General features: G+C 61.5%; 19 protein-coding genes and 2 tRNA genes. 8 read left to right on the forward strand and 13 right to left on the reverse strand.

What is annotated here, in order from left to right; genetic code table 11:
• Positions 1-347 precede the first annotated feature (347 nt).
• From TX78_RS08955 to TX78_RS09000, 11 genes are all read right to left on the reverse strand, one after another.
• Positions 348-420, reverse strand: a tRNA-Ala gene (locus TX78_RS08955).
• Between the two features lie 10 nt (positions 421-430).
• Positions 431-550, reverse strand: a complete 120-nt coding sequence (locus tag TX78_RS14380) for a DLW-39 family protein (protein WP_222704267.1) — start codon at positions 548-550, stop codon at positions 431-433.
• A gap of 58 nt (positions 551-608) precedes the next feature.
• Positions 609-682: transfer RNA gene (locus TX78_RS08960), tRNA-Ile, on the reverse strand.
• A gap of 102 nt (positions 683-784) precedes the next feature.
• Positions 785-1,177: a DUF3566 domain-containing protein gene (locus TX78_RS14625; RefSeq protein ID WP_407635386.1), complete on the reverse strand. Its 393-nt coding sequence runs from the start codon at positions 1,175-1,177 to the stop codon at positions 785-787.
• A 318-nt stretch (positions 1,178-1,495) separates the two neighbouring features.
• Positions 1,496-4,132: a DNA gyrase subunit A gene (gene gyrA, locus TX78_RS08970; protein ID WP_044495612.1), complete on the reverse strand. Its 2,637-nt coding sequence runs from the start codon at positions 4,130-4,132 to the stop codon at positions 1,496-1,498.
• Positions 4,133-4,206: 74 nt separating this feature from the next.
• Positions 4,207-6,294 (reverse strand): DNA topoisomerase (ATP-hydrolyzing) subunit B, encoded by a 2,088-nt coding sequence (gene gyrB / locus TX78_RS08975; protein ID WP_044495614.1) that lies wholly within the window; start codon positions 6,292-6,294, stop codon positions 4,207-4,209.
• A 262-nt stretch (positions 6,295-6,556) separates the two neighbouring features.
• Complete coding sequence (locus TX78_RS08980) at positions 6,557-7,282, reverse strand: DUF721 domain-containing protein (protein WP_324603318.1); 726 nt, start codon at positions 7,280-7,282, stop codon at positions 6,557-6,559.
• Entirely contained in the window at positions 7,279-8,520 is a 1,242-nt protein-coding gene (gene recF / locus TX78_RS08985; RefSeq protein WP_044495615.1) for a DNA replication/repair protein RecF, read from the reverse strand. Before recF ends, TX78_RS08980 begins: the two co-directional genes overlap by 4 nt.
• Before the next feature lie 40 nt (positions 8,521-8,560).
• Positions 8,561-9,688 carry a DNA polymerase III subunit beta gene (gene dnaN / locus TX78_RS08990; RefSeq protein WP_044495617.1) on the reverse strand — a complete coding sequence of 376 codons (1,128 nt, stop codon included), beginning with the start codon at positions 9,686-9,688 and terminating at the stop codon, positions 8,561-8,563.
• A 613-nt stretch (positions 9,689-10,301) separates the two neighbouring features.
• Positions 10,302-11,837, reverse strand: coding sequence for a chromosomal replication initiator protein DnaA (dnaA, locus tag TX78_RS08995; protein ID WP_069956265.1), 1,536 nt, complete (start codon positions 11,835-11,837; stop codon positions 10,302-10,304).
• Positions 11,838-11,948: 111 nt separating this feature from the next.
• The gene (locus tag TX78_RS09000; protein ID WP_069956266.1) at positions 11,949-12,503 is read right to left on the reverse strand and encodes a helix-turn-helix domain-containing protein; all 555 of its coding nucleotides are present in this window, start codon (positions 12,501-12,503) and stop codon (positions 11,949-11,951) included.
• A 55-nt stretch (positions 12,504-12,558) separates the two neighbouring features.
• Between TX78_RS09000 and TX78_RS09005 the strand changes: the two genes are divergently transcribed.
• Positions 12,559-13,731 (forward strand): benzoate/H(+) symporter BenE family transporter, encoded by a 1,173-nt coding sequence (locus TX78_RS09005; RefSeq protein ID WP_044495621.1) that lies wholly within the window; start codon positions 12,559-12,561, stop codon positions 13,729-13,731.
• An 85-nt stretch (positions 13,732-13,816) separates the two neighbouring features.
• On the opposite strand, the gene TX78_RS09010 is transcribed toward TX78_RS09005, so the two are convergent.
• Both TX78_RS09010 and TX78_RS09015 read right to left on the reverse strand, forming a co-directional pair.
• The gene (locus TX78_RS09010; RefSeq protein WP_044495817.1) at positions 13,817-14,515 is read right to left on the reverse strand and encodes a TVP38/TMEM64 family protein; all 699 of its coding nucleotides are present in this window, start codon (positions 14,513-14,515) and stop codon (positions 13,817-13,819) included.
• Positions 14,516-14,525: 10 nt separating this feature from the next.
• Complete coding sequence (locus TX78_RS09015) at positions 14,526-15,347, reverse strand: TetR/AcrR family transcriptional regulator (protein WP_324603320.1); 822 nt, start codon at positions 15,345-15,347, stop codon at positions 14,526-14,528.
• Positions 15,348-15,533: 186 nt separating this feature from the next.
• On the opposite strand from TX78_RS09015, the gene rpmH reads away from it, so the two are divergent.
• The 7 genes from rpmH (at position 15,534) to TX78_RS09045 (ending at position 19,927) form a co-directional block, all read left to right on the forward strand.
• Complete coding sequence (gene rpmH, locus TX78_RS13255) at positions 15,534-15,671, forward strand: 50S ribosomal protein L34 (protein WP_081652699.1); 138 nt, start codon at positions 15,534-15,536, stop codon at positions 15,669-15,671.
• An 85-nt stretch (positions 15,672-15,756) separates the two neighbouring features.
• Positions 15,757-16,185, forward strand: a complete 429-nt coding sequence (rnpA, locus tag TX78_RS09020; protein ID WP_044495623.1) for a ribonuclease P protein component — start codon at positions 15,757-15,759, stop codon at positions 16,183-16,185.
• Positions 16,178-16,591: a membrane protein insertion efficiency factor YidD gene (gene yidD / locus TX78_RS09025; protein WP_081652700.1), complete on the forward strand. Its 414-nt coding sequence runs from the start codon at positions 16,178-16,180 to the stop codon at positions 16,589-16,591. The genes rnpA and yidD overlap by 8 nt, the downstream gene beginning before the upstream one ends.
• A 119-nt stretch (positions 16,592-16,710) precedes the next feature.
• On the forward strand, positions 16,711-17,694 hold the full coding sequence (yidC, locus tag TX78_RS09030) for a membrane protein insertase YidC (protein WP_044495625.1): 984 nt from the start codon (positions 16,711-16,713) through the stop codon (positions 17,692-17,694).
• On the forward strand, positions 17,691-18,266 hold the full coding sequence (locus TX78_RS09035; protein ID WP_044495628.1) for a Jag family protein: 576 nt from the start codon (positions 17,691-17,693) through the stop codon (positions 18,264-18,266). The genes yidC and TX78_RS09035 overlap by 4 nt, the downstream gene beginning before the upstream one ends.
• The gene (gene rsmG / locus TX78_RS09040; RefSeq protein ID WP_044495630.1) at positions 18,263-18,940 is read left to right on the forward strand and encodes a 16S rRNA (guanine(527)-N(7))-methyltransferase RsmG; all 678 of its coding nucleotides are present in this window, start codon (positions 18,263-18,265) and stop codon (positions 18,938-18,940) included. The genes TX78_RS09035 and rsmG overlap by 4 nt, the downstream gene beginning before the upstream one ends.
• A 75-nt stretch (positions 18,941-19,015) precedes the next feature.
• A complete protein-coding gene (locus tag TX78_RS09045) occupies positions 19,016-19,927 on the forward strand; it encodes a ParA family protein (RefSeq protein WP_276508322.1) in 912 nt (303 codons plus the stop codon).
• The last annotated feature ends 188 nt before the right edge of the window (positions 19,928-20,115 follow it).

Genomic DNA, 20,115 nt, shown 5'->3' on the forward strand with positions numbered 1-20,115 from the left:
ACCATCGGCCCAGAACTCTATGGACGATCAACCAGTGCTGAAGAAGGCCTCTGGGACCGATCGGGCTGGGGCGGCAAGCGTTTCTAAACGGTGGACACGCCCGGACCAGCAACACGTTTTTGGCCTATAACCCCCAGCAACACGTTTTTGGCCTATAACCCGGGATGACACGCCCGGGCCATACACACATTCTGGCCAATAACCCTATAACCCCGAAGAGCCCCTATAACCCCCGGATCGAGCCCAGACACGAAAAAGCCCCTCTCCAACTGGGGAGAGGGGCTCTGACCTGGGGCTTTGCTGCTTTGGCGTCTAATACGGACGATAATCCGCATCCAACCAATCTGTGGAGCCTAGGAGACTCGAACTCCTGACATCCTGCTTGCAAAGCAGGCGCTCTACCAACTGAGCTAAGGCCCCGTATGGGTATTTACTTCTTGACTGAATCGGTGGCCTGGGACCATACGTCCCGGACCTCTTCAGTTTCCTTCCAGCGGCGGTAGACGATGATCCCGGCTACTGCTGCCGCAGTGAGAACCAGTCTCTTCATGCTGCCTCCTCCTGGAAGGTGGTGAGCGTTCCTAGCAGCTTCGCTGCTATTCGCGCTGTGGGCGTACGTGGACTTGAACCACGGACCTTCACATTATCAGTGTGACGCTCTAACCGCCTGAGCTATACGCCCGAACCTCTAAACGAGGGTTGCCATCCCTTCCGGGCGACCACTACACATTACACCAGCTTAGGCATCGGCTCCAAATCGGCCGCAGATACCGCTGGGATAGGCTCAGTCGTCAGTCAGGGTAACGCCGATACCGCCCACCAGCGAGGCGGAGAGGTTGTACAGCACTGCCGAAAGCATCGAGAGCACCGTCAGCAGCACCACGTTGATCACCGCGATGATGGTGGCGAAGGATGCGATCTGCCCCACGGTCACCAGCTCCTCGATCTGGAAGGTGGTTCCACCGCCTTCGGTGCCGATGACCTGGCCGAGCAGTTCGTTGACTCGGCTGAAGATACCGGTGATGTCCATGGCCGTCCACATGGTGACGGCGCAGACCACTGTCATGATGCCCAGGGCTACCGAGAGCAGGAAACTCATCTTCAGCACAGACCATGGGTCGACCTTGGACACCAGGAGGCGGGCCTTGCGGACCTTAGCCTTCGGAGTGGGCCGCACCAGCTGAGGCTGTGGCCGCCCGCCCTGACGTGCGGCTGCCGGACGGGGTCCTGCGCTGCCGCCCTGCGGGCGGCTGCTCGTGGGCGGGGTGTTGGGGCGGGGCCGGGGGCGTGGCATCGCTTGGGTGTGATTCGCGCTTGAAGCTTCTCCGCCAGTGGGCGCTGAGGCACGCGGCCGCGGCGCTGGGAACCTGCTGCCCGGGCGCTGGGATGTACCCGACTGGCTCCCCTGGTTATCTGCGCCGTTGCTTGCGCTCACTGAAGACCTCCATCAGCGTCCACATTTGTCTCGATCGAAAGACCACGGTACTGCATGGCGCTAGCTGTCGCCTTCAGATTCCTGAACCTGGGCTTCAGGTGTTGCCTCTTCGTTATCCGAGGCGGACTTTTCTGAGTCATCGGCGGCCTCGCCTGCTTCCTCGCCCGCAAGGGCCAGCGCAACACCGGCGGCCTTAGCCACTTTGAGAATACGGTCGTTCTTACGCGGCTTGGCGAAGATCACGCCCATCGTGTCGCGTCCACGCGCTGGAACACCGGAGACTGCGGAGCGGACCACGTTGCCGCTGGCCATCACCACCAGCACCTCGTCGTCGTCTTCGACCACCATGGCGCCGACCAGATCACCGCGGTCATCAACGAGCTTGCCGACCTTGATGCCCAGGCCACCACGGCCCTGCACCCGGTACTCATCCACTGAGGTGCGCTTGGCGTAGCCGCCTTCGGTCACGGTGACCACATAGGAGTCGGGGGTCACTACATCTGCGGTGAGCAGCTCATCATCCTCGCGGAACTTCATACCCGTCACCCCGGAGGTGGCACGGCCCATGGGCCGCAGTGCCTCATCACTTGCCGTGAAGCGCAGTGACTGACCCTTGCGGGAGACCAGCATCATGTCGTCTTCGGCAGAGATCAGCTTCGCCGAGACCAGCTCATCATCCTCACGCAGGTTGATGGCGATCACACCCGCCTGACGTGGGGAGTCGTAATCAGCCAACCGGGTCTTCTTCACCAGACCGCCCTTGGTGGCCAGCACCAGGTAGTCAGCATCCTCATAGGACTTCAGGGTCAGCACCCCGGCGATGTGCTCATCAGGCTGGAACGCCACCAGGTTGGCCACATGCTGGCCCTTGGAGTCACGTCCGGCCTCCATCAGGTCATAGCACTTGGTGCGGTAGACCCGACCCAGGTTGGTGAAGAACAGAATCCAGTTGTGCGTGGTGGTGACGAAGAAGTGCTCAACGACGTCGTCGGCGCGCAGCTGGGCTCCGCGCACACCCTTACCCCCGCGGTGCTGGGCGCGGTAGTTGTCGATCTTGGTGCGCTTGACGTAGCCGTCACGGGTGATGGAGACCACCACATCCTCTTCGGGGATGAGGTCTTCCATGGACATATCGCCTTCGTAGCCACGCACAATGTGGGTCCGGCGGTCATCGCCGAACTTCTCCACAATGCTCTCCAGCTCGTCGCCGACGATCTGCCGCTGGCGCTCCTCAGAGGCCAGGATGTCTTTGAAGTCGGCGATCATGGTCATCAGCTCCTCGTACTCATCCTGCAGGCGCTGGCGCTCCAGGGCGGCCAGCTTGCGCAGCTGCATATCCAAGATGGCTTGGGCCTGATCGTCGTCGATCTCCAGCAGCGACTTCAGGTTCTGCCGTGCGACCTCCACGGTGGAGGATTCGCGGATGGTGGAGATGACCCGGTCCAGATCATCCAGGGCCTTGAGCAGGCCGACCTTGATATGAGCTTCCTTTTCCGCCTTGGCCAGGCGGAACTGGGTGCGCCGGACGATGACGTCGATCTGGTGCATGACCCAGTGGTGGACGAATGCATCCAGGCTCAGGGTGCGCGGTACGCCGTCGACCAGCGCGAGCATGTTCGCGGAGAAGTTCTCCTGCAGCGAGGTGTGCTTGTAGAGGTTGTTGAGCACCACCTTGGCGACCGCATCACGCTTGAGCACAATGACCAGGCGCTGGCCGGTACGGCCAGAGGACTCATCGCGGATCTCAGCGATGCCGGCGATCTTGCCATCCTTGACCAGCTGGGCGATCTTGCGCGCCAGTGCATCAGGATTGGCGTGGTAGGGCAGCTCGGTGACTACCAGGCACGTGCGGCCCTGGATTTCCTCCACATTGACCACCGCACGCATGGTGATCGAGCCACGGCCGGTGCGGTAGGCGTCTTCAATCCCGGAGGTGCCCAGGATCTGCGCACCGGTGGGGAAGTCGGGTCCCTTGACCCGCTCAAGCAGTGCCTCAAGCAGCTCTTCACGGCTGGCCTGCGGGTTCTGCAGGTACCACTGGACACCGGAGGCCACCTCGCGCAGGTTATGCGGCGGAATGTTGGTGGCCATTCCCACAGCGATGCCGGAGGAGCCGTTGACCAGCAGGTTCGGGAAGCGCGAGGGCAGGACCACCGGCTCCTGCTGCTTGCCGTCGTAGTTGTCCTGGAAGTCAACGGTGTTCTCGTTGATATCCCGGACCATCTCCATGGCCAGCGGCGCCATCTTGGTCTCGGTGTATCGAGGAGCAGCCGGGCCGTCATCGCCCGGGTTGCCGAAGTTGCCCTGGCCTGTGGCCAGCGGATAGCGCATCACCCAGTCCTGAATCAGGCGGGCCAGCGCATCGTAGATGGCCGAGTCGCCATGCGGGTGGTAGGAACCCATGACATCGCCGACCACGCGCGCACATTTGTTGAAGCTGCGGTCCGGGCGGTAGCCGCCGTCGTACATCGCATAGAGCACACGGCGGTGCACCGGCTTGAGGCCATCACGCACATCCGGAAGGGCGCGGCCGACGATCACAGCCATCGCGTAGTCCAAATAGGACCGCTTCATCTCTGTCTGCAGGTCCACCTGGTTGATCCGGTCACGCGGACCAGCGGCCAGCGCAGTGGGAACATCAGTGGGTTCGACAGGGACGTCCGGGGTCTCTGGGTTCTCTGGGGTGTTCTCGCTCATGTCAGTACTTCCCTATTAGGTCTTTGGACAACGACGACGGCGCGGATTCTCTGCGGTAGTGAGGCCGGGAGCGTCTAGATGTCCAGGAAACGGACGTCCTTGGCGTTCTGCTGGATGAAGCTGCGGCGGGATTCGACGTCCTCGCCCATCAGGATGGAGAAGACTTCGTCCGCGGCAGCGGCGTCCTCCATGGAGACCTGCAGCAGGGTGCGGTTGTCCGGGTCCATGGTGGTCTCCCACAGCTCGGAGTAATCCATCTCGCCCAGACCCTTATAGCGCTGGATGCCCAGCTCCTTGGGCAGCTTGCGTCCTGCTGCGCGGCCCTTGGCCAGGGCGGCATCGCGTTCAGCGTCGGTGAAGACGTAGTCCGGATCTCCGTTGGACCACTTGATCTTGTACAGCGGCGGCTGGGCCAGGTAGACGTAGCCGTGCTCGATGAGCGGGCGCATGTAGCGGAAGAGCAGGGTCAGCATCAAGGTGGTGATGTGCTGACCATCCACATCCGCATCGGCCATCAGCACGATCTTGTGGTACCGCAGCTTCTCCACATCGAACTCTTCGCCGATATTGGTGCCGAAGGCGGTGATCATGGACTGGACTTCCTGGTTGCCCAGGGCCTTGTCGATGCGGGCGCGCTCCACGTTCAGGATCTTTCCGCGCAGCGGCAGGATCGCCTGGGTGCGCGGATTACGCCCGCGCTTGGCGGAACCGCCTGCGGAGTCGCCCTCCACCAGGTAGATCTCCGACTCCCGGGGATCCTTGGAAGAGCAGTCGGCCAGTTTGCCGGGCATGCCGAAAGTCTCCAGCGGGGACTTCCGGCGGGCCTGCTCGCGTGCCTTACGGGCGGCAAGACGGGCATGTGCTGCCGACTGTGCTTTGCGGATGATCTCGCGGGCGGCCTGCGGATTGCGCTCCAGCCAATCCCCGAGCTGTTCATTGACCACCCCGTGGACGAAACCGCGGGCCTCGGAGTTGCCCAGTTTCGTCTTGGTCTGACCCTCGAACTGCGGCTCGGAGAGCTTCACGGAGATCACTGCGGTGAGACCCTCGCGGATGTCCTCACCGGTGAGGTTGTCCTCTTTTTCCTTGATGAGGTTCTTGTCCCGGGCGTAGCGGTTGATCAGGGCTGTCAGCGCCGCGCGGAAGCCCTCTTCGTGGGTGCCGCCCTCATGGGTGTTGATGGTGTTGGCGTAAGTGTGCACGGACTCCGAATAGCTCAGTGTCCACTGCATAGCGACTTCAGCGGCAATGCCGCGATCGGTGTCTTCAGCCTCAAAGGCGATGACGTCCTCATGGACGTTCTCGGCCTTCTTCGTGGAATTCAGATGCTTGACGTAGTCCAGCAGCCCGTCGTCGTACTGGTAGACGACCACGCGGCCCTTGGCCGTTTCAGCCAGAGCGGTCTCGGTTTCCCCGGGGGCGGCAGGCGCCGGCTCAGTGCCTTCAGGCAGCTCGGGGTCATCGTACTTCTCGACGATCTCATCTTCGACTATCGAGTTCTCGTCGATCTGACGCTCATCGCGGAGGGTGATGCGCAGGCCCTTATTGAGGAAGGCCATCTGCTGGAACCGGGCCCGCAGGGTCTCGAAGCTGAACTCGGTGGACTCGAAGATCTCCGCATCCGGATAGAAGACCTGGGTGGTGCCGGTTTCAGTGGTTTCCGGGCCCTGGGTGAGCTCTTTGAGAGTGTTGCCGCCATCAGCGAAGGCGATCGACCACTCGTAGCCCTGGCGCTTGACGGTGGTCTCCACACGGGAGGAGAGCGCGTTCACCACGGAGATGCCCACACCGTGCAGACCGCCGGAGACCGCGTATCCGCCGCCGCCGAATTTGCCGCCTGCGTGCAGCACGGTCATGACCACCTCAACGGTGGGTTTGCCCTCTGTGGGGTGGATATCCACAGGGATGCCACGGCCATCATCGACCACGCGGACGCCGCCGTCGTTCTGCAGGGTCACCTGGATATGGGAGCAGTAGCCGGCCAGCGCCTCATCAACGGAGTTATCCACCACTTCATAGACCAGGTGGTGCAGGCCGCGCTCTCCGGTGGAGCCGATGTACATGCCGGGACGTTTGCGGACGGCTTCAAGGCCTTCCAGGACGGTGATGTCCGATGCGCCGTAGTTGCCGTGGTTCTGCGCGTTCTGATCTTCAGCGGCCATCCGGCTTCAATCGTCTCCTCGGTCGGTGTGGCGTGATTCTCCTAATAGAGGACGCCATGGTTCGAACTCTGCACCAGTCTACCGTCTACACCGGCTAATCCAGCATTTTTCCACGGTTCCTGAGGACCCTGATTGGTGACAGGAGGGCACAGAAGGCCGCTGCAAGGGTTCAGGGGAACGCTCCATAGGGATGTAGTCATCCGTCAGGCCCGCAACGCGGCATATCGCCGCTGAGCCGATTCGATGAGTCTGCAGGCTCCGCTCAGCCGTACGTGTCGCGAGGACCGCGCCCGCGCACCGAGAGGCGCCCCTTCTTCCAACTGGGAGCTTGCGGACCGCGAATCTCGATCTCCGAGACGATTCCGGGTCCCAGTTCGCGGTCGAAGACCTCCATCAGCTTCGGCTTCATCAGTTTCAGGTTGGTAGCCCAGGCCGTTGAATCACAGAGCACGACGACGACGCCGGCATCAAAGCTCTGCGGCTTGCAGTGTTCAGCGATCGCAGCACCAACCAGCTGGTCCCAGCGGCTGATCACTGACCCCACTGCCACCGGAGCAGTCCAGCCGCGGGTGTTGATCAGACCCTTGACCACACCGCCGAGGGGGCGGGGATCACGCAGATCAGCTTCCTGACCTCCACGGCGTCGTCGTTCCTCAGCCCGTGCGGTGGCGCGTGGATCTGCTGACAGAGATGAGCCAGCTACCGGCCGTTTGAGCCGGCGCTCCCCACGTTCTTCAGCCGCCCGGCGGAACCGGTTGAACAGCGCAGTAGCGGCGTCGATCTCTTCTGGTTGTTCCGCGGGCGGGGAAACCCCGCCACGCTCTCGGCGAGCAACGCTTTGCTCGCCATCACGCCTCAAGGGTTCCGCGGACGGGGAAACCCCGCCACGCTCTCGGCGAGCAACGCTTTGCTCGCCATCACGCCTCAAGGCTTCCCCGGACGGGGAATCCCCGGGCAAAACAGCGTCGCGCTCCGATTCAGAACTCACGCCTGCTCCTGGACCGGGGCGCCAAAGGGAGTCACCGTACTGAGCTGGTCCTGCGACTCCACCCGGTACGCGTTGGCCAATAGCTGCTGGGGAACATCATCATCGACAGCGGCAGTGATGATCAGCTGTCCCGGTGCCGAATCGCTGCCCTCCCCCGCAGCCAGCTCAGCCAGTCGCCGACGACGTCGGGCATCGAGTTCGGCGAACACATCATCCAGGATGAGGATCGGCTGGGCACCGTCACTGGGGTCGTCCTCGATCATCACGCGGTAGGCAGCCAGTCGCAGAGCCAGTGCAAAGGACCAGGTCTCACCATGGGAGGCATACCCCTTGACCGGTGTCGTATCAAGGCTCAGCAGCACGTCGTCGCGGTGGGGCCCCACCAGCGTAATCGCACGTTCGCGCTCTCGTTTCCGGGCTTGCTGCAGGGCGGCGTGCAGTTGCTCGGAGAGCTGTGCGGTGTCCGCGAGTTCAAGGGGGGAAAGATCCTCAGCCGCCGCGCTGGCGGTCTGTGGCTCTTCATCCTCACTGAGCGTGCCATCCAGTGATGACAAATACCGCACGCGAGCAGTTCGGACACTTTGCGAAAGCTCGTGATACGCCGCCGAGACATGCGGCCGCAGTGCAGAAAGGACCTGCAGACGGGCCCGCAGCAGGCGTGCCCCAGTGTCGGCAAGCTGCATATCCCAGACCGCCAAGGTGGACTCATGCGTTGAGGTGAAGCCTTCATGCCGGATCGACTTCAGCAGGGCATTGCGCTGCCGAAGCACCTTCTCATAATCCTGCCGGACCCGTCCCAGAGCAGGCTGAAGTTGTACAGCCAGGGTGTCCAGCAGACGTCGTCGTACTTGGGGAGGTCCTTTGATCAGTTCCAGGTCTTCAGGGGCGAACAGCACAGTGCGCAGAATTCCCAGGATCTCCGTGGCGCGTACCGGGCTGCCACGGTTGATCCTTGCCCTGTTGGAGCGGCCCGGGTTGATCTCCACTTCCAGGAATGCTGCCTGGGTACCGCGGTGTGCCTGCGCCCGAATGATCGCTTGTTCGGCGCCGTGACGCACCAGCGGAGCATCATTGGTGACCCGGTGTGAGGAGAGGCTGGACAGGTACCCCACGGCCTCGGCGATGTTGGTCTTGCCCACCCCGTTGAAACCCAGCAGCACATTCGGGCCAGGTTCCAGGGCCAGCTGCGCCTGGGCGTAGCTGCGGTAGTCCTGCAGGGTCAGCTGGGAAAGCCGCATGGATTCCCTTGTGGTTGCCGTTTCCGAGAAATCCTGCCGGTTACTGGCTGAGCAGACGAACTGGCATCAGCAGGTACCGGAAGTCGGTGGAGTGCTCGCCTTCGGCGTCCTTCTGGCCGGTGATCATGGCCGGTTTTGGCGCGGAGACGAAGGAGAACCGCAGGTGCTCGGTATCGATCACGTTCAGGCCCTCGTTCAGGTACGCGGGGTTGAAGCCCACTGTGATGGGTTCACCGCTGAGCTGGGCTTCAATGACTTCAGAGGCCGAGGCATTGTCATCTACTCCGGCGTCCAGGGTGACCCGGTTGTCCTCGCTGAACTGCAGGCGGACGTGCCCGTTGCGCTCAGAGACCAGCGAGACTCGACGTGCTGCCTCGATGAGTTCAGCAGTGTTGACCACTGCGTGAATCGGGGTCTCCTCCGGGAAGAGCTGCCGGATCTTAGGATAGTCACCATCGACCAACACGCTGGTGGTACGCCGGCCTCCGGAGGAGAAGCCCACCAGAGCATCGTTTTCAGAAAGCGATATGGCCAGTTCGCCACCGCCAGCCAAGGACTTGGCGACGTCGTTAAGTGTCTTGGCTTTGATCAGCAGGGAAGTTGAGATATCCGGCTGATGCGGGGCCCAGTGAATTTCTCGCATGGCCAACCGGTAGCGGTCAGTGGCTAAGAAGGTGATGGTGTCACCTTCGAGCTCGAGTTTCACGGCGGTGAGGATCGGCAGGGTGTCATCCCTCGACGCTGCGGTGATGACCTGTGCGACGGCGCGAGCGAAGGCGGCACCGTCCACGGTGCCGGCAACCTCAGGCTGGCTGGGAAGTTCGGGATATTCCCCCACCGGCATGGTCGCCAGGGCGAAGCGCGATGACTTACACGTCACCACAACTTTTGATTCCTCCAGTGAAAGGGTGACTGGAGCCTGGGGGAGTGCTTTGACAATGTCATTGAGGAGTCGGCCCGAGACCAGGACAGTGCCTTCGCTGGCGACATCAGCTTCAATATGCAGCTGAGCTGAGACCTCGTAGTCAAAGCTGGAAATGGTGACTGTCTGGTTCTCAGCGGTGATCAGAAGACCAGAAAGAACAGGTGCCGGGGGTCGCGGGGACAGTGAACGGGCAGTCCAGGACACCGCCTCAGACAGGACGTCACGGTCAACGGTGAACTGCACAGTCACTCCCTTACAAGTTTCAATCGCGGCTTGCGTCTAGCGCATGAGCTTACCGGCACTGATGACCGCCACGCTAGCTGCTTACTACTAGATAAGCCGAAAACTCACCCCTTGACCACAAGATCTGGGTTTGGGCGCTGGCGGCGTGCGTGCCAGTGGCCCTCTTCGTTGCTTATGAGTTCTCGGTTAACAGGATCAGAAGTGTTAACAGGGGATGTGGATTCTGTGGAGAACTCGCTGTAGAGGCCTGATCTCACGGATGAACTTGTCAGTATCGGAGTGGAGATTCTCCGGTAAGGCTGTGAACTACACGGGGAGGATTTAGCCGCCCGAATTTTGCTCTTCCCCAGCCAGCGTTGAGTTATCCCCAGATGTACTCCACATCTTCACCGGGTTTTCCACTGTCTTTTCCACAGGTGTGGGAAGTGGTGTGGGATTTTTGCACCGGCGCCTGTGGATATGTGGGAAAAACTGTGGATTACGGTGATGTCAATCGCCCTGCATCGCGCTGGTGACGCGAAACTACATGCTTGTGAGCTGTGAATGACAATAATTCCCACACCTGTCAGGGACGAGCTTGCGCCTGAATCACAAAGTGTGCCAGTGGCAGGTTTCAGCGCTGCTGCTTGATTTTGTTGGTGAGTTCGGTCACCTGGTTAAAGACTGCGCGACGCTCGGCCATCAGCTCACGGATCTTGCGTTCTGCGTAGATGACTGTGGTGTGGTCACGTCCCCCCAGTGCCTGACCGATTTTGGGCAGCGACATCTCCGTGAGCTCGCGCAGCAGGTACATGGCGATCTGACGTGCGGTGACAAGTGTCCGGTTGCGGGACTTGGAGGTCAGTTCCTCCACTGTGAAGGAGTAGTACTCGGCCGTGGCATTGATGATCTGCTCGGCAGTGATGTCCTGGGCGTGATCATCGGAGATCAGATCACGCATGACCTGCTCGGCCAGCGGAAGGTCTACTTCCTGCTTATTGAGAGCCGCATAAGCAGTAACGCGGATGAGCGCGCCTTCCAGCTCACGAATATTGGTGGAGATCTTCGAGCCGATGTACTCAAGGACATCGTCAGGGCAGGAGAAGTTCTCGGCATTGGCTTTCTTGCGCAGGATGGCAATGCGGGTTTCCAGCTCGGGGGGCTGAATATCGGTGATCAGCCCCCATTCGAAACGCGAACGCAGTCGTTCTTCGAATCCCGAGAGCTGTTTCGGCGGCAGGTCTGAGGTGATGACGACCTGCTTGTTGTTGTTGTAGAGGGTGTTGAAGGTATGGAAGAACTCCTCCACCGTGCGCTCTTTATCCGCCAGGAACTGGATGTCATCCAGCAGCAGGATGTCCACATTGCGGTAGAGGTGCTTGAAGCTCGCGCCCTCGTCGTCGCGGATGGAATTGATGAAGTCATTGGTGAACTCTTCGGAGTTCACATACCGCACCCGAATGCCCGAGTAGAGGCGCTGAGCGTAGTGGCCAATGGCATGGAGCAGGTGAGTCTTTCCCAGACCGGAGTCACCGTAGATGAACAGCGGGTTATAGGCCTTGGCCGGTGCTTCAGCCACCGCATTTGCAGCTGCGTGGGCGAAGCGGTTTGAGGAGCCGATCACGAAGGTCTCGAAGGTATAGCGAGGGTTCAATCGCGAGGTTTCGTAGCTCTCAGTTCCGGAGGACCGCTGGGAGACAGCCGGTTCTGGGGCCGAGCGCACACCGGCGGCCTCGCGGCGCGGAGAGTACGACGGCGCGGGCTCGACTGGGGAGCCCGGGCTGGGTGCACTGGCGGCCGGTGGTACCGGAGGATAGCTGCGCTCAGGCACGGGGGCGGCCGCACTGGGGGCCGAGGCCGCGGAGAGAGCCTCGCCCTCTTTCTGCTTCTTGGCCAGTTCCGGGTCAATGACATAGGCGCAGAGCACGTCTTTGCCGAAGACAGTGCGCAGGGCGGTAGAAAGCTCATTCTGCAGGGTGGCCTGCATCAGCTCGCGGACCCGCTCATGAGGGACGGCGAGCAGAAGGGTGTCACCGATGAGCTGCTCGCTCTGCGGAATAGCGCGACCAATATCGGTGAGTTTAAGCCCGGTGATGCCGTGATGCTCTCGCAGTTCGGTGAGAACCTGCTGCCATTTCACGGACACACTGGCATCGGACTCAGCAGGCACGCTGCTCCCCTCTGGAAAAAGATCTGGGATGGTGGAATGTTCCGCTCCAGTATTCCACAGCGTCTGTGGATAAGTCCCACTGTCTGTGGGAAATAATGGTGGGGAGGCCTCTTAGGAGCGGGGGTCCAACGGCGTGAGAACAGTCAGCACAGCGCGTGCGGTGGTGCTCAGTGCCTCATAACTATGCTCGGTATCGGCCTGGAATGTCAGGGATTCACCGGCATGGAGAGTCTGTGTAGCCGCCGTCGGGCCCACTTCTGCATGGCCTGAGGTGAGATACAGGTGCTCCGTAGTTCCCGCGGGATGTGCTGTGGAGAAGCGTTTCTCCCCAGCTGTGAGTGTTAGAAGAAACAATTCTTCGACTATCTGCTCGGCTGTCACTGTGCTGTGCAACAGGGTGGCCCGGATACCGGGGGAGGCGACTTCTGCCTGTGGCTGCTGTGAGCCCGCGTCGGGGAGCAGATGAGACAGCGGCACGCCCAGGGCATCAGCCAGGGAGTACAGAGTGGCAAGAGTGGGATTGCGCCGCCCCGCCTCGAGTTCGGAGAGTGACCCTTTCCCGAGTCCTGCCTGTTTCGCCAGGTGGCTCAGCGAGTGGCCCTGGGTGAGGCGGGCTGCTTTCACGCGTTCTGCCACCAGGAGGCTGAAGGCACTGGAGGAGGACACAGCTTCAGCTTAAGCCGTGTTCTGTTTACAGAACAGTGAGGCTAGGGTTCTGGTTATGGAACGCTACCGTCCGGCGTTGACCGGCATCACGATCGCCCTGGTGGGATTCGGCAGTTCTTTCGCAGTGGTTCTCACGGGGCTGCAGGCGGTGGGGGCATCTGCCGGACAGGCTGCCTCGGGCCTCATCGTGCTCTGCCTGGCTCAAGCGGCGGGGATGATCTTTTTGGCCTATCGGTACCGACGGCCACTGACACTGGCATGGTCCACCCCGGGAGCGGCGCTGCTGGCCAGTACCGGGACTGGCGGGTACGGCTGGTCCGAATCAGTGGGGGCCTTCGTCGTCGTCGGCCTCCTTATTCTTCTCACCGCACTGTGGCCAGCCTTAGGGCGTGCCGTAGGTGCTATACCGGCACCTATCGCTCAGGCGATGCTGGCGGGAGTGCTCTTCTCGCTCTGCCTGGCCCCTGTGGAGGCGCTGTTCGGTGACCCGCTGTGGATTGCTCCGTTGGTGCTGATCTGGGTGGTGGTGCAGCGGTGGCTGCCGGTCTTCTCTGCTCCGGTAGTCTTTGCTGCAGCGTTGCTGCTGATCGCCGTTGAGCTGCCGGGGGGCTCGCAGATCAGCACTGCGACTCTGCTGCCGCGGCTGGAGTTTGTGCTGCCGGAATTCACCGGCGCTGCCATCGTGGGCCTGGCTCTGCCGCTGTATCTGGTGACGATGGCCTCCCAGAATGTCCCCGGAGCGGCGGTGATCTCCTCCTACGGGTTTCACGTGCCCTGGCGTGGCGCCCTGACGGTGACTGGACTAGGGACCGTAGCTGGAGCCGCGGCAGGCGGTCACGGGGTGAACCTGGCAGCGATTACTGCGGCCCTTGGGGCGGGGGAGGAAGCCCACCGGGATCCGGCGCAGCGCTGGCGGGCTACAGCGGTCGCCGGCTGGGTGTATGCGCTGCTGGCACTATGTGCCTCAGCACTGACAATGATGGCTACTCACGCCCGGCCCGGACTCCTGGAGACCGTTGCCGGCCTGGCGCTGTTATCCACGCTGGCGACGTCGGTGAGTGCCGCTACCTCAGAACCCGCGGGGCGGATCCCGGCTGCTGCGGCCTTCCTGGTGGCAGCCAGCGGGATCACCGCTCTGGGTATCGGGGCGGCATTCTGGGCCCTAGTTGCGGGCTTGGTGTTGTGGTGGGTGTTCGTCCCGCGTGGGAGAGCAAGTGTGGCTGACTGACGTGGGTATCCGTCGCGCTGTTGAAGGTACAGCGGGGCCTAGGAGGTGCCCACGGGTGCGCGGTGGTGCGCTGGACTATCAGTTCTCAAGGGTTGGGGCTCGTTCGGCGGTCGCGTTTCCACCGCTGATAGGCGAGAGCCGTGAGAACCCCGACGCCCGCCCAGCCCACAGCCACGGCCAGAGCGGTGAAGATCGAAGGCTCAGCAATGAACGCGCCGATAGCCACCAGCGAGAACTGGCCTGGAATACAAGAGATCACGCTGGCCAGCAGGTAGGGAGTGTGTTTCACCCCGAACGCGCCGGCCCCGTAGTTCACCGGCCAATACGGCAGACCCGGCATAAGCCGCAGGGTGGCTACTGCGTAGAATCCTGATTCCTGAAGATGACTCTCCACCGTGGGCCCGTGTCGGCCCAACAGTTTGCGCATGGTCTGTTTGCCCAGTCCGCGTGCCACCCAGTAGGCAATCCAACAGCCCAGCATGACTCCGGCAACAGAGAGCACTGTGCCTGAGACCAGGTTGAACAGCAGCCCCGCGGTGACGGCCATGATGGTGACTGGAATGGGGGTGGTGGCCACTACTGCATAGAGCAGTACAAAGGCGATCCACCCGATCCAGCCGAGCGCTTCGATCTGCTCCTGCAATTGGCGGCCTGAGGGCAGTTCCACGTTAAACACCACCCAGACCAGGCCCAGAACGACGACGCCCAACGTGACATTGCGTGCGACTGAAAGCCAGCGCTGACGTTCATCGTCCCCCGGGGTTGTTGTCTGGTCTTCTGCCACGTGGGCCACCTTACGGCGTCCTGATGCGGGAAAGCCCGTCCAAGATCAGGGTCACACCGAAATCGAACTCGTCACTGTAGCTGTACCCGGGCTTCAGCGCGTGCTCGACGGCCAGTTCGGTGAAATGCGGGAATTCATCCTTCGGCAGTTCGGCGAAAATACTCTCGGCGAGCTCGTCCAACTCCTCCGACGTCGTGAAAGGGAGCGCTGCTTCCTGCAGCACGAAACCGTAGACGTAGCTGTCCAGCACAGATACTGCATTGGCCGCCTGCGGAACGGTGAACCCATTGCCCCTGAGGCAGCCCAGCACGGCATCATGGTGCCGCAGAGTTGCCGGGCCCGGATGCTTGCGGGAGTCCATGAGGCTCACCGCCCAGCGGTGGCGATTCAGTGTTTCTCGGGCGGACTCCGCGCGGCGGCGCATGGATTCCCTCCACTCTGCCTCAGGGGCGGGCAGCCAGATCTCTGCGAACACGGCGTCCACCATGCCGTCGAGGAGCTGCGCTCGGTTTGCTGCGAGTTCATCAGGAGGTTCCTCAGGATTCGTTGACTCATGAGCCACATTGCGCGGCATATGGCCGCGCCGAACCGATTCGGTCTTGGTGCGCCTGAACTGCTCTGCCACATAGGCATCACAGGCGGAGCGCAACCCGGCTTTGGAGCTGAAGTGATGGATGACCAGCGGGGCAGATACTCCCGCCTTCAACGCCCCGTCCTTGACGGTGACACGGTCAAACCCGTGTTCTCCAGACAGATCAATGGCTGCGCAGAGGATCTTGGTTTTCGCCGAAGGATCCTGTCCCGATGGCGCCGACGCTAGTTGAACGCCTATTCAATAGGCAATAGCCTGAATATCCGCGCTCCGGTGTTCAGCGGATATTCGCGAGGAAAGCAGCATGATTTGACGACACGCGGTATTTCCGCCTAGTGTTGACAGGTCGCCCTGGAGGTCTCTGCGCATCTATGCGCCGACCCCGGGCCTGAACAGACTTCACATCCATCTAATTGGGAGTACACAGTGAGCAAGCGGACTTTCCAGCCGAGCAACCGCCGTCGCGCCCGCAAGCACGGCTTCCGTTCTCGTATGCGCACCCGTGCAGGCCGATCGATCATTTCGACACGCCGCAGCCGGGGCCGTAAGGAACTCTCGGCCTGATAAGCGTACGACGACGGCCCGTCTCCGGTAGTACCGGGGCGGGCCGTTCGCGTACCTGAATCTGCCATGATCCGGTGAGGACACCATGCTGCCTGTAGAGCACCGCATCCGAACCCCCCGGGAGTTCGGCACCGTGATGAAGACTGGCACGCGCGCCGGAACACGCAGCGTCGTCGTCGTTCTGGTTCTCTCCCAGCAGCGCCCGGAGCATCACATAGCGCCATGGCGCTGCGGCTTCATTGTGTCCAAAGCGGTGGGCAATGCTGTGATCCGTCATCGCACCACGCGTCGGCTGCGACATATTGTGCGGGACCTTCTCCCCGAGTTCAGTGCCACCCTGCCTGCGGGGACTCGAATGGACGTCGTCGTGCGAGCCCTGGCAGCTTCGGCAGAACTGGACCATGAGCAGCTCAGCGCAGACGTGCGCAGCGGCATCAAGCGAGCGCTGCGCAAGGCTGGTGCCGCCGCTGAGCCGACTCCCCCGCAGTCAGAGACCGAGAACCGTCATGTGTGAGCAGCACAGCTGGCTGAGGCACAGTGATTATTATGTGCCCGACGGCGAAACCCCCGGTCTGCCAGGGCCGGTCCCCACTGCGGAGGAGCTGCGGCGCGGATACTGGCGGTGGCTGCGCAAGGCACCCGCCATGCCGCTGATCCTCTTCATCACCTTCTGGCGCAAGCTCATCTCCCCGCTGTACGGGCAGGTCTGCAGCTTCTACCCCAGCTGCTCGGCCTACGGTCTGGAGGCCGTGACCGTACACGGGCTGCTGCGAGGCAGTGCGCTGACTACCTGGCGGATTCTGCGCTGCAACCCTTGGACCGGTGGAGGGATCGACCACGTCCCGGTTTCACGCAGGATTTGGCCCGGACATGTTGTTCCACGGATCATAGAGACAAACCATCCACCAATGGATAAGTAAGGACGATCCGACCGTGGTCGAGATGGACCCCCAGGTTCTTCGACTAGTCTGGTCTTCTGCGCTCCATTGCGCCGGGCACACACCATGCATGACGCCCGGCCTGACTTTTTGAGAGATACATGGCTTTTCTTGACGCGATAATGTGGCCTTTCAGCTGGGCCGTCTCGTTCATCCTCAGCACCTTCCACAGTGTGCTGACCTTCCTGGGACTCGATACCGACTCCGGATGGAACTGGACTGTTTCCATCATCCTGCTGGTGCTGGTGGTCCGAGTCATTCTGATCCCGCTGTTCGTCCGGCAGATCAAGTCCCAGCGCGGTATGCAGATTGTCCAGCCGGAACTGCAGAAGCTGCAGGCCAAGTACAAGGGCAAGAAGGACCCGGTATCGCGTCAGCAGATGGTGGCCGAGCAGCAGGCGCTGTTCAAGAAGCACAAGGTCAACCCATTCATGACCTGTCTGCCCATTCTGGCGCAGATGCCGATCTTCTTCGCGCTGTTCTGGATGCTCAACCGCATCGGGCGCACTGACGGTGGATACCAGGTTGATGGCTACTATGCATTGAGCCCTGAGGAGGTCATCGGGTTCTCCAGCTCGGACATCTTCGGTGTGGGCATGTCCGATATTTTCCTGCTGGGCTTCAACGCAGAGCCCACCATGTGGAATGTGGTCATCCTGACCTCGGTGATGATCGTGGCGATGGTGGCCACCCAGTTCTTCACCCAGAAGCAGCTGATGAGCAAGAACATGTCCGAGGCGGCATTGACCGGACAGTTCGCCCAGACCCAGAAGATGATGCTCTACGTGTTGCCTCTGGTCTTCGTCATCGGCGGTGTGAACTTCCCCGTGGGCGTGTTGATCTACTGGACCGCCACCAACTTCTGGACTATGGGCCAGCAGTGGTGGGTCATCCGCAATAACCCCACCCCGGGGTCGCTGGCGGAGAAGGAGCTGAACCTGCGCCGGGCCGCCAAGGGCCTGCCCCCGGTCGGCGAAGAAGCCCGCAAGGCCCGCGAAGAAGCGGAAAAGCCCAAGGGCCAGCATCTGGGACGCGAAGCCCAGCCGAATCGTAAGAAGAAGAAAAAGAAAAAGGGACAGCGATGACAGAGACCACGAACCCCACCGAGGCTGAGCAGATCGTGGAAGAGGGCAACGAGACCGTGGCCCCTGAAGAAGCGCGCGTGGTGGAGAGCCAGCAGCACGACGACGCCGAGGACTCCGCTGACGAGGGTGACATCGCCGCTGACTACCTCGAGGAGCTCTTGGACATCGTTGATCTCGACGGCGACCTCGAGATCGAGATCCGCGGTGAACGTACGTTCATCTCCATCCAGGCCGAAGACGGCGGCGAAGAGCTTCAGGACCTGGTAGGCGCCGAAGGCGAAGTGCTTGATGCCTTGCAGGAGCTGGCCCGTCTAGCGGTGCTCACCGCCACGGGTAATCGCACCCGACTGGTTCTGGACATCAACGGACACCGTGCCAAGCGAAACGAAGAGCTCAAGGAGCTTGCAGACTCTGCCATCGCTGAAGCCAAGGAGCAGGGCGAAGAGGTGCATCTGGAGCCGATGAGCGCATTCGAGCGCAAGATCGTCCACGACTTTGTCGCCGACGCAGGTCTGGTCTCCGAGTCCGAGGGTGAGGGCAAGCGCCGTCACGTGGTGGTTTCAGCACGATGAGCGAACAGGCGGATCCCCAGAGGCCCGAAGAAGCAGAAGCGACGCCGCAGCTCACCGACAGTGAGCGCAATGCTGCACAGACCCTCTTCGGGGACCGCCTGGCGCTTGCAGAGCGCTACGTCGAGCATCTGTGCACGACCGGCATCGAGCATGGTCTTTTGGGACCCCGGGAGGTGCCCCGTATGTGGTCTCGGCACGTGCTCAACTGCGCCGTGCTGGGCACCGTGCTGGAGGCGGGTGTCAATGTTGCTGATGTGGGCTCAGGTGCAGGTCTGCCCGGGCTAGCGGTGGCAATTGCCCGCCCCGATATCGAGATGACACTCATCGAGCCTATGGAGCGCCGGGTGGACTGGCTCTCGGCCGTCATCGCTGATCTCGGGCTCGATAACGTCCAGGTCATTCGGGCACGGGCTGAGGAGGTCACCGACGAAGTAATGGCAGATGTGGTCACCGCACGTGCTGTGTCAGCTCTTAAGAAGCTGATACCCCTGACGGTTCCCCTGCTCGATGACGACGGCCAGTTGCTGCTCCTTAAGGGTCGGTCAGCGGGCGAGGAGATTGAGGCGGCATCGAAGGTTATTAAGAAGCAGCGGCTCCGGACGCCCGAGGTCCTTGTACTGGGTGCTGACCTGCTGGAAGAACCCACCACCGTGGTGCGTGTTCGCCGTCGCTAGTTTCCACTTCAGCGGTCTCGCTTAGACTGCTGTGTGCTGCCGTATAGAGGAGGACCTGTGACCGAGCAGAATTCCGTGACCCAGAGGCAAGAGTCAGCAGGAAGTGACCCGTTGTCTGACTCACCCCTTGCCGCGCAGCTCGCCGATGAGCAGCGACGCCGTCGCCAGCTCTCTGAGCTGAAGCTCAAGCGCCCAGCTGAGACTCGTGTGATCACAGTATCCAACCAGAAGGGCGGGGTGGGGAAGACCACCTCCACGGTGAACCTTGCGGCTGCTCTGGCTGACCATGGCTTCAACGTTCTGGTCATCGACATCGACCCACAGGGTAATGCCTCCACAGCACTAGGTGTCCCCCATTCAGCCGAGACTGACTCCATCTACGATGTGCTCATCGATGATCTGAGCTTTGCCGATGTGGTGGCTGACTGCCCGGATGTTGAGCGACTCTCCGTAGTACCGGCCACTATCCACCTGGCAGGAGCGGAGATTGAGCTGGTGTCCTTGGTGGCACGGGAGCAGCGCCTTCAGCGGGCACTGGAGGAGTATCAGCGGTACCGCGAGACAGAGGGCCTTGATCGTCTCGACTACGTCTTCATCGACTGCCCTCCCAGCCTGGGCCTGCTGACAGTCAACGCTTTCGTTGCCGCCAAGGAGGTGCTCATTCCGATTCAGTGCGAATATTACGCACTGGAGGGACTGAGTCAGCTGCTGAATAACATCCGGATGATCCAAAAGCACCTGAATCCGGTTCTCCGAGTCTCCACGATCCTGCTGACCATGTACGATGCACGCACCAATTTGGCTGCGCAGGTGGTTGATGAGGTTAAAGATCATTTCCCCAATGAAGTGCTCGAGGCCAAAATCCCGCGCAGCGTGCGTATTGCTGAAGCGCCTAGCTTTCAGCAGAGTGTGATTTCCTACGACCGTTCCTCGACGGGGGCCCTGGCATATCTCGAAGCGGCTGCTGAGATCGTGCGCCGTAGCTAGCTTAAACTCGGGTAGTGTCCCACGGTGCACGCGTCGGGGTGGGGAACCTGAAAAGCGGTCCACCGATGTTTCACGTGAAACGACAGGGTCCTTGACGTGATGGTTGCAGGTTTTTGCTGCTGACTATTGGTGTAGTTGACTGGTGAATGTCCGGGGACGTCGGGCACAGCGCTGGGGACGAACAGGGC

Source organism: Nesterenkonia massiliensis (assembly GCF_000455245.1).
GTDB classification, from domain to species: domain Bacteria; phylum Actinomycetota; class Actinomycetes; order Actinomycetales; family Micrococcaceae; genus Nesterenkonia; species Nesterenkonia rhizosphaerae.

Excerpts from the sequence above, each read along its gene's own strand:
- gyrB (WP_044495614.1), bottom strand. The coding sequence starts at position 6,294 with ATGGCCGCTGAAGATCAGAACGCGCAGAACCACGGCAACTACGGCGCA.
- recF (WP_044495615.1), bottom strand. The coding sequence starts at position 8,520 with ATGCGGCTTTCCCAGCTGACCCTGCAGGACTACCGCAGCTACGCCCAG.
- yidD (WP_081652700.1), top strand. The coding sequence starts at position 16,178 with ATGTGTGAGCAGCACAGCTGGCTGAGGCACAGTGATTATTATGTGCCC.
- TX78_RS09005 (WP_044495621.1), top strand. The coding sequence starts at position 12,559 with ATGGAACGCTACCGTCCGGCGTTGACCGGCATCACGATCGCCCTGGTG.
- gyrA (WP_044495612.1), bottom strand. The coding sequence starts at position 4,132 with ATGAGCGAGAACACCCCAGAGAACCCAGAGACCCCGGACGTCCCTGTC.
- rnpA (WP_044495623.1), top strand. The coding sequence starts at position 15,757 with ATGCTGCCTGTAGAGCACCGCATCCGAACCCCCCGGGAGTTCGGCACC.
- TX78_RS09035 (WP_044495628.1), top strand. The coding sequence starts at position 17,691 with ATGACAGAGACCACGAACCCCACCGAGGCTGAGCAGATCGTGGAAGAG.
- yidC (WP_044495625.1), top strand. The coding sequence starts at position 16,711 with ATGGCTTTTCTTGACGCGATAATGTGGCCTTTCAGCTGGGCCGTCTCG.
- rsmG (WP_044495630.1), top strand. The coding sequence starts at position 18,263 with ATGAGCGAACAGGCGGATCCCCAGAGGCCCGAAGAAGCAGAAGCGACG.
- TX78_RS14380 (WP_222704267.1), bottom strand. The coding sequence starts at position 550 with ATGAAGAGACTGGTTCTCACTGCGGCAGCAGTAGCCGGGATCATCGTC.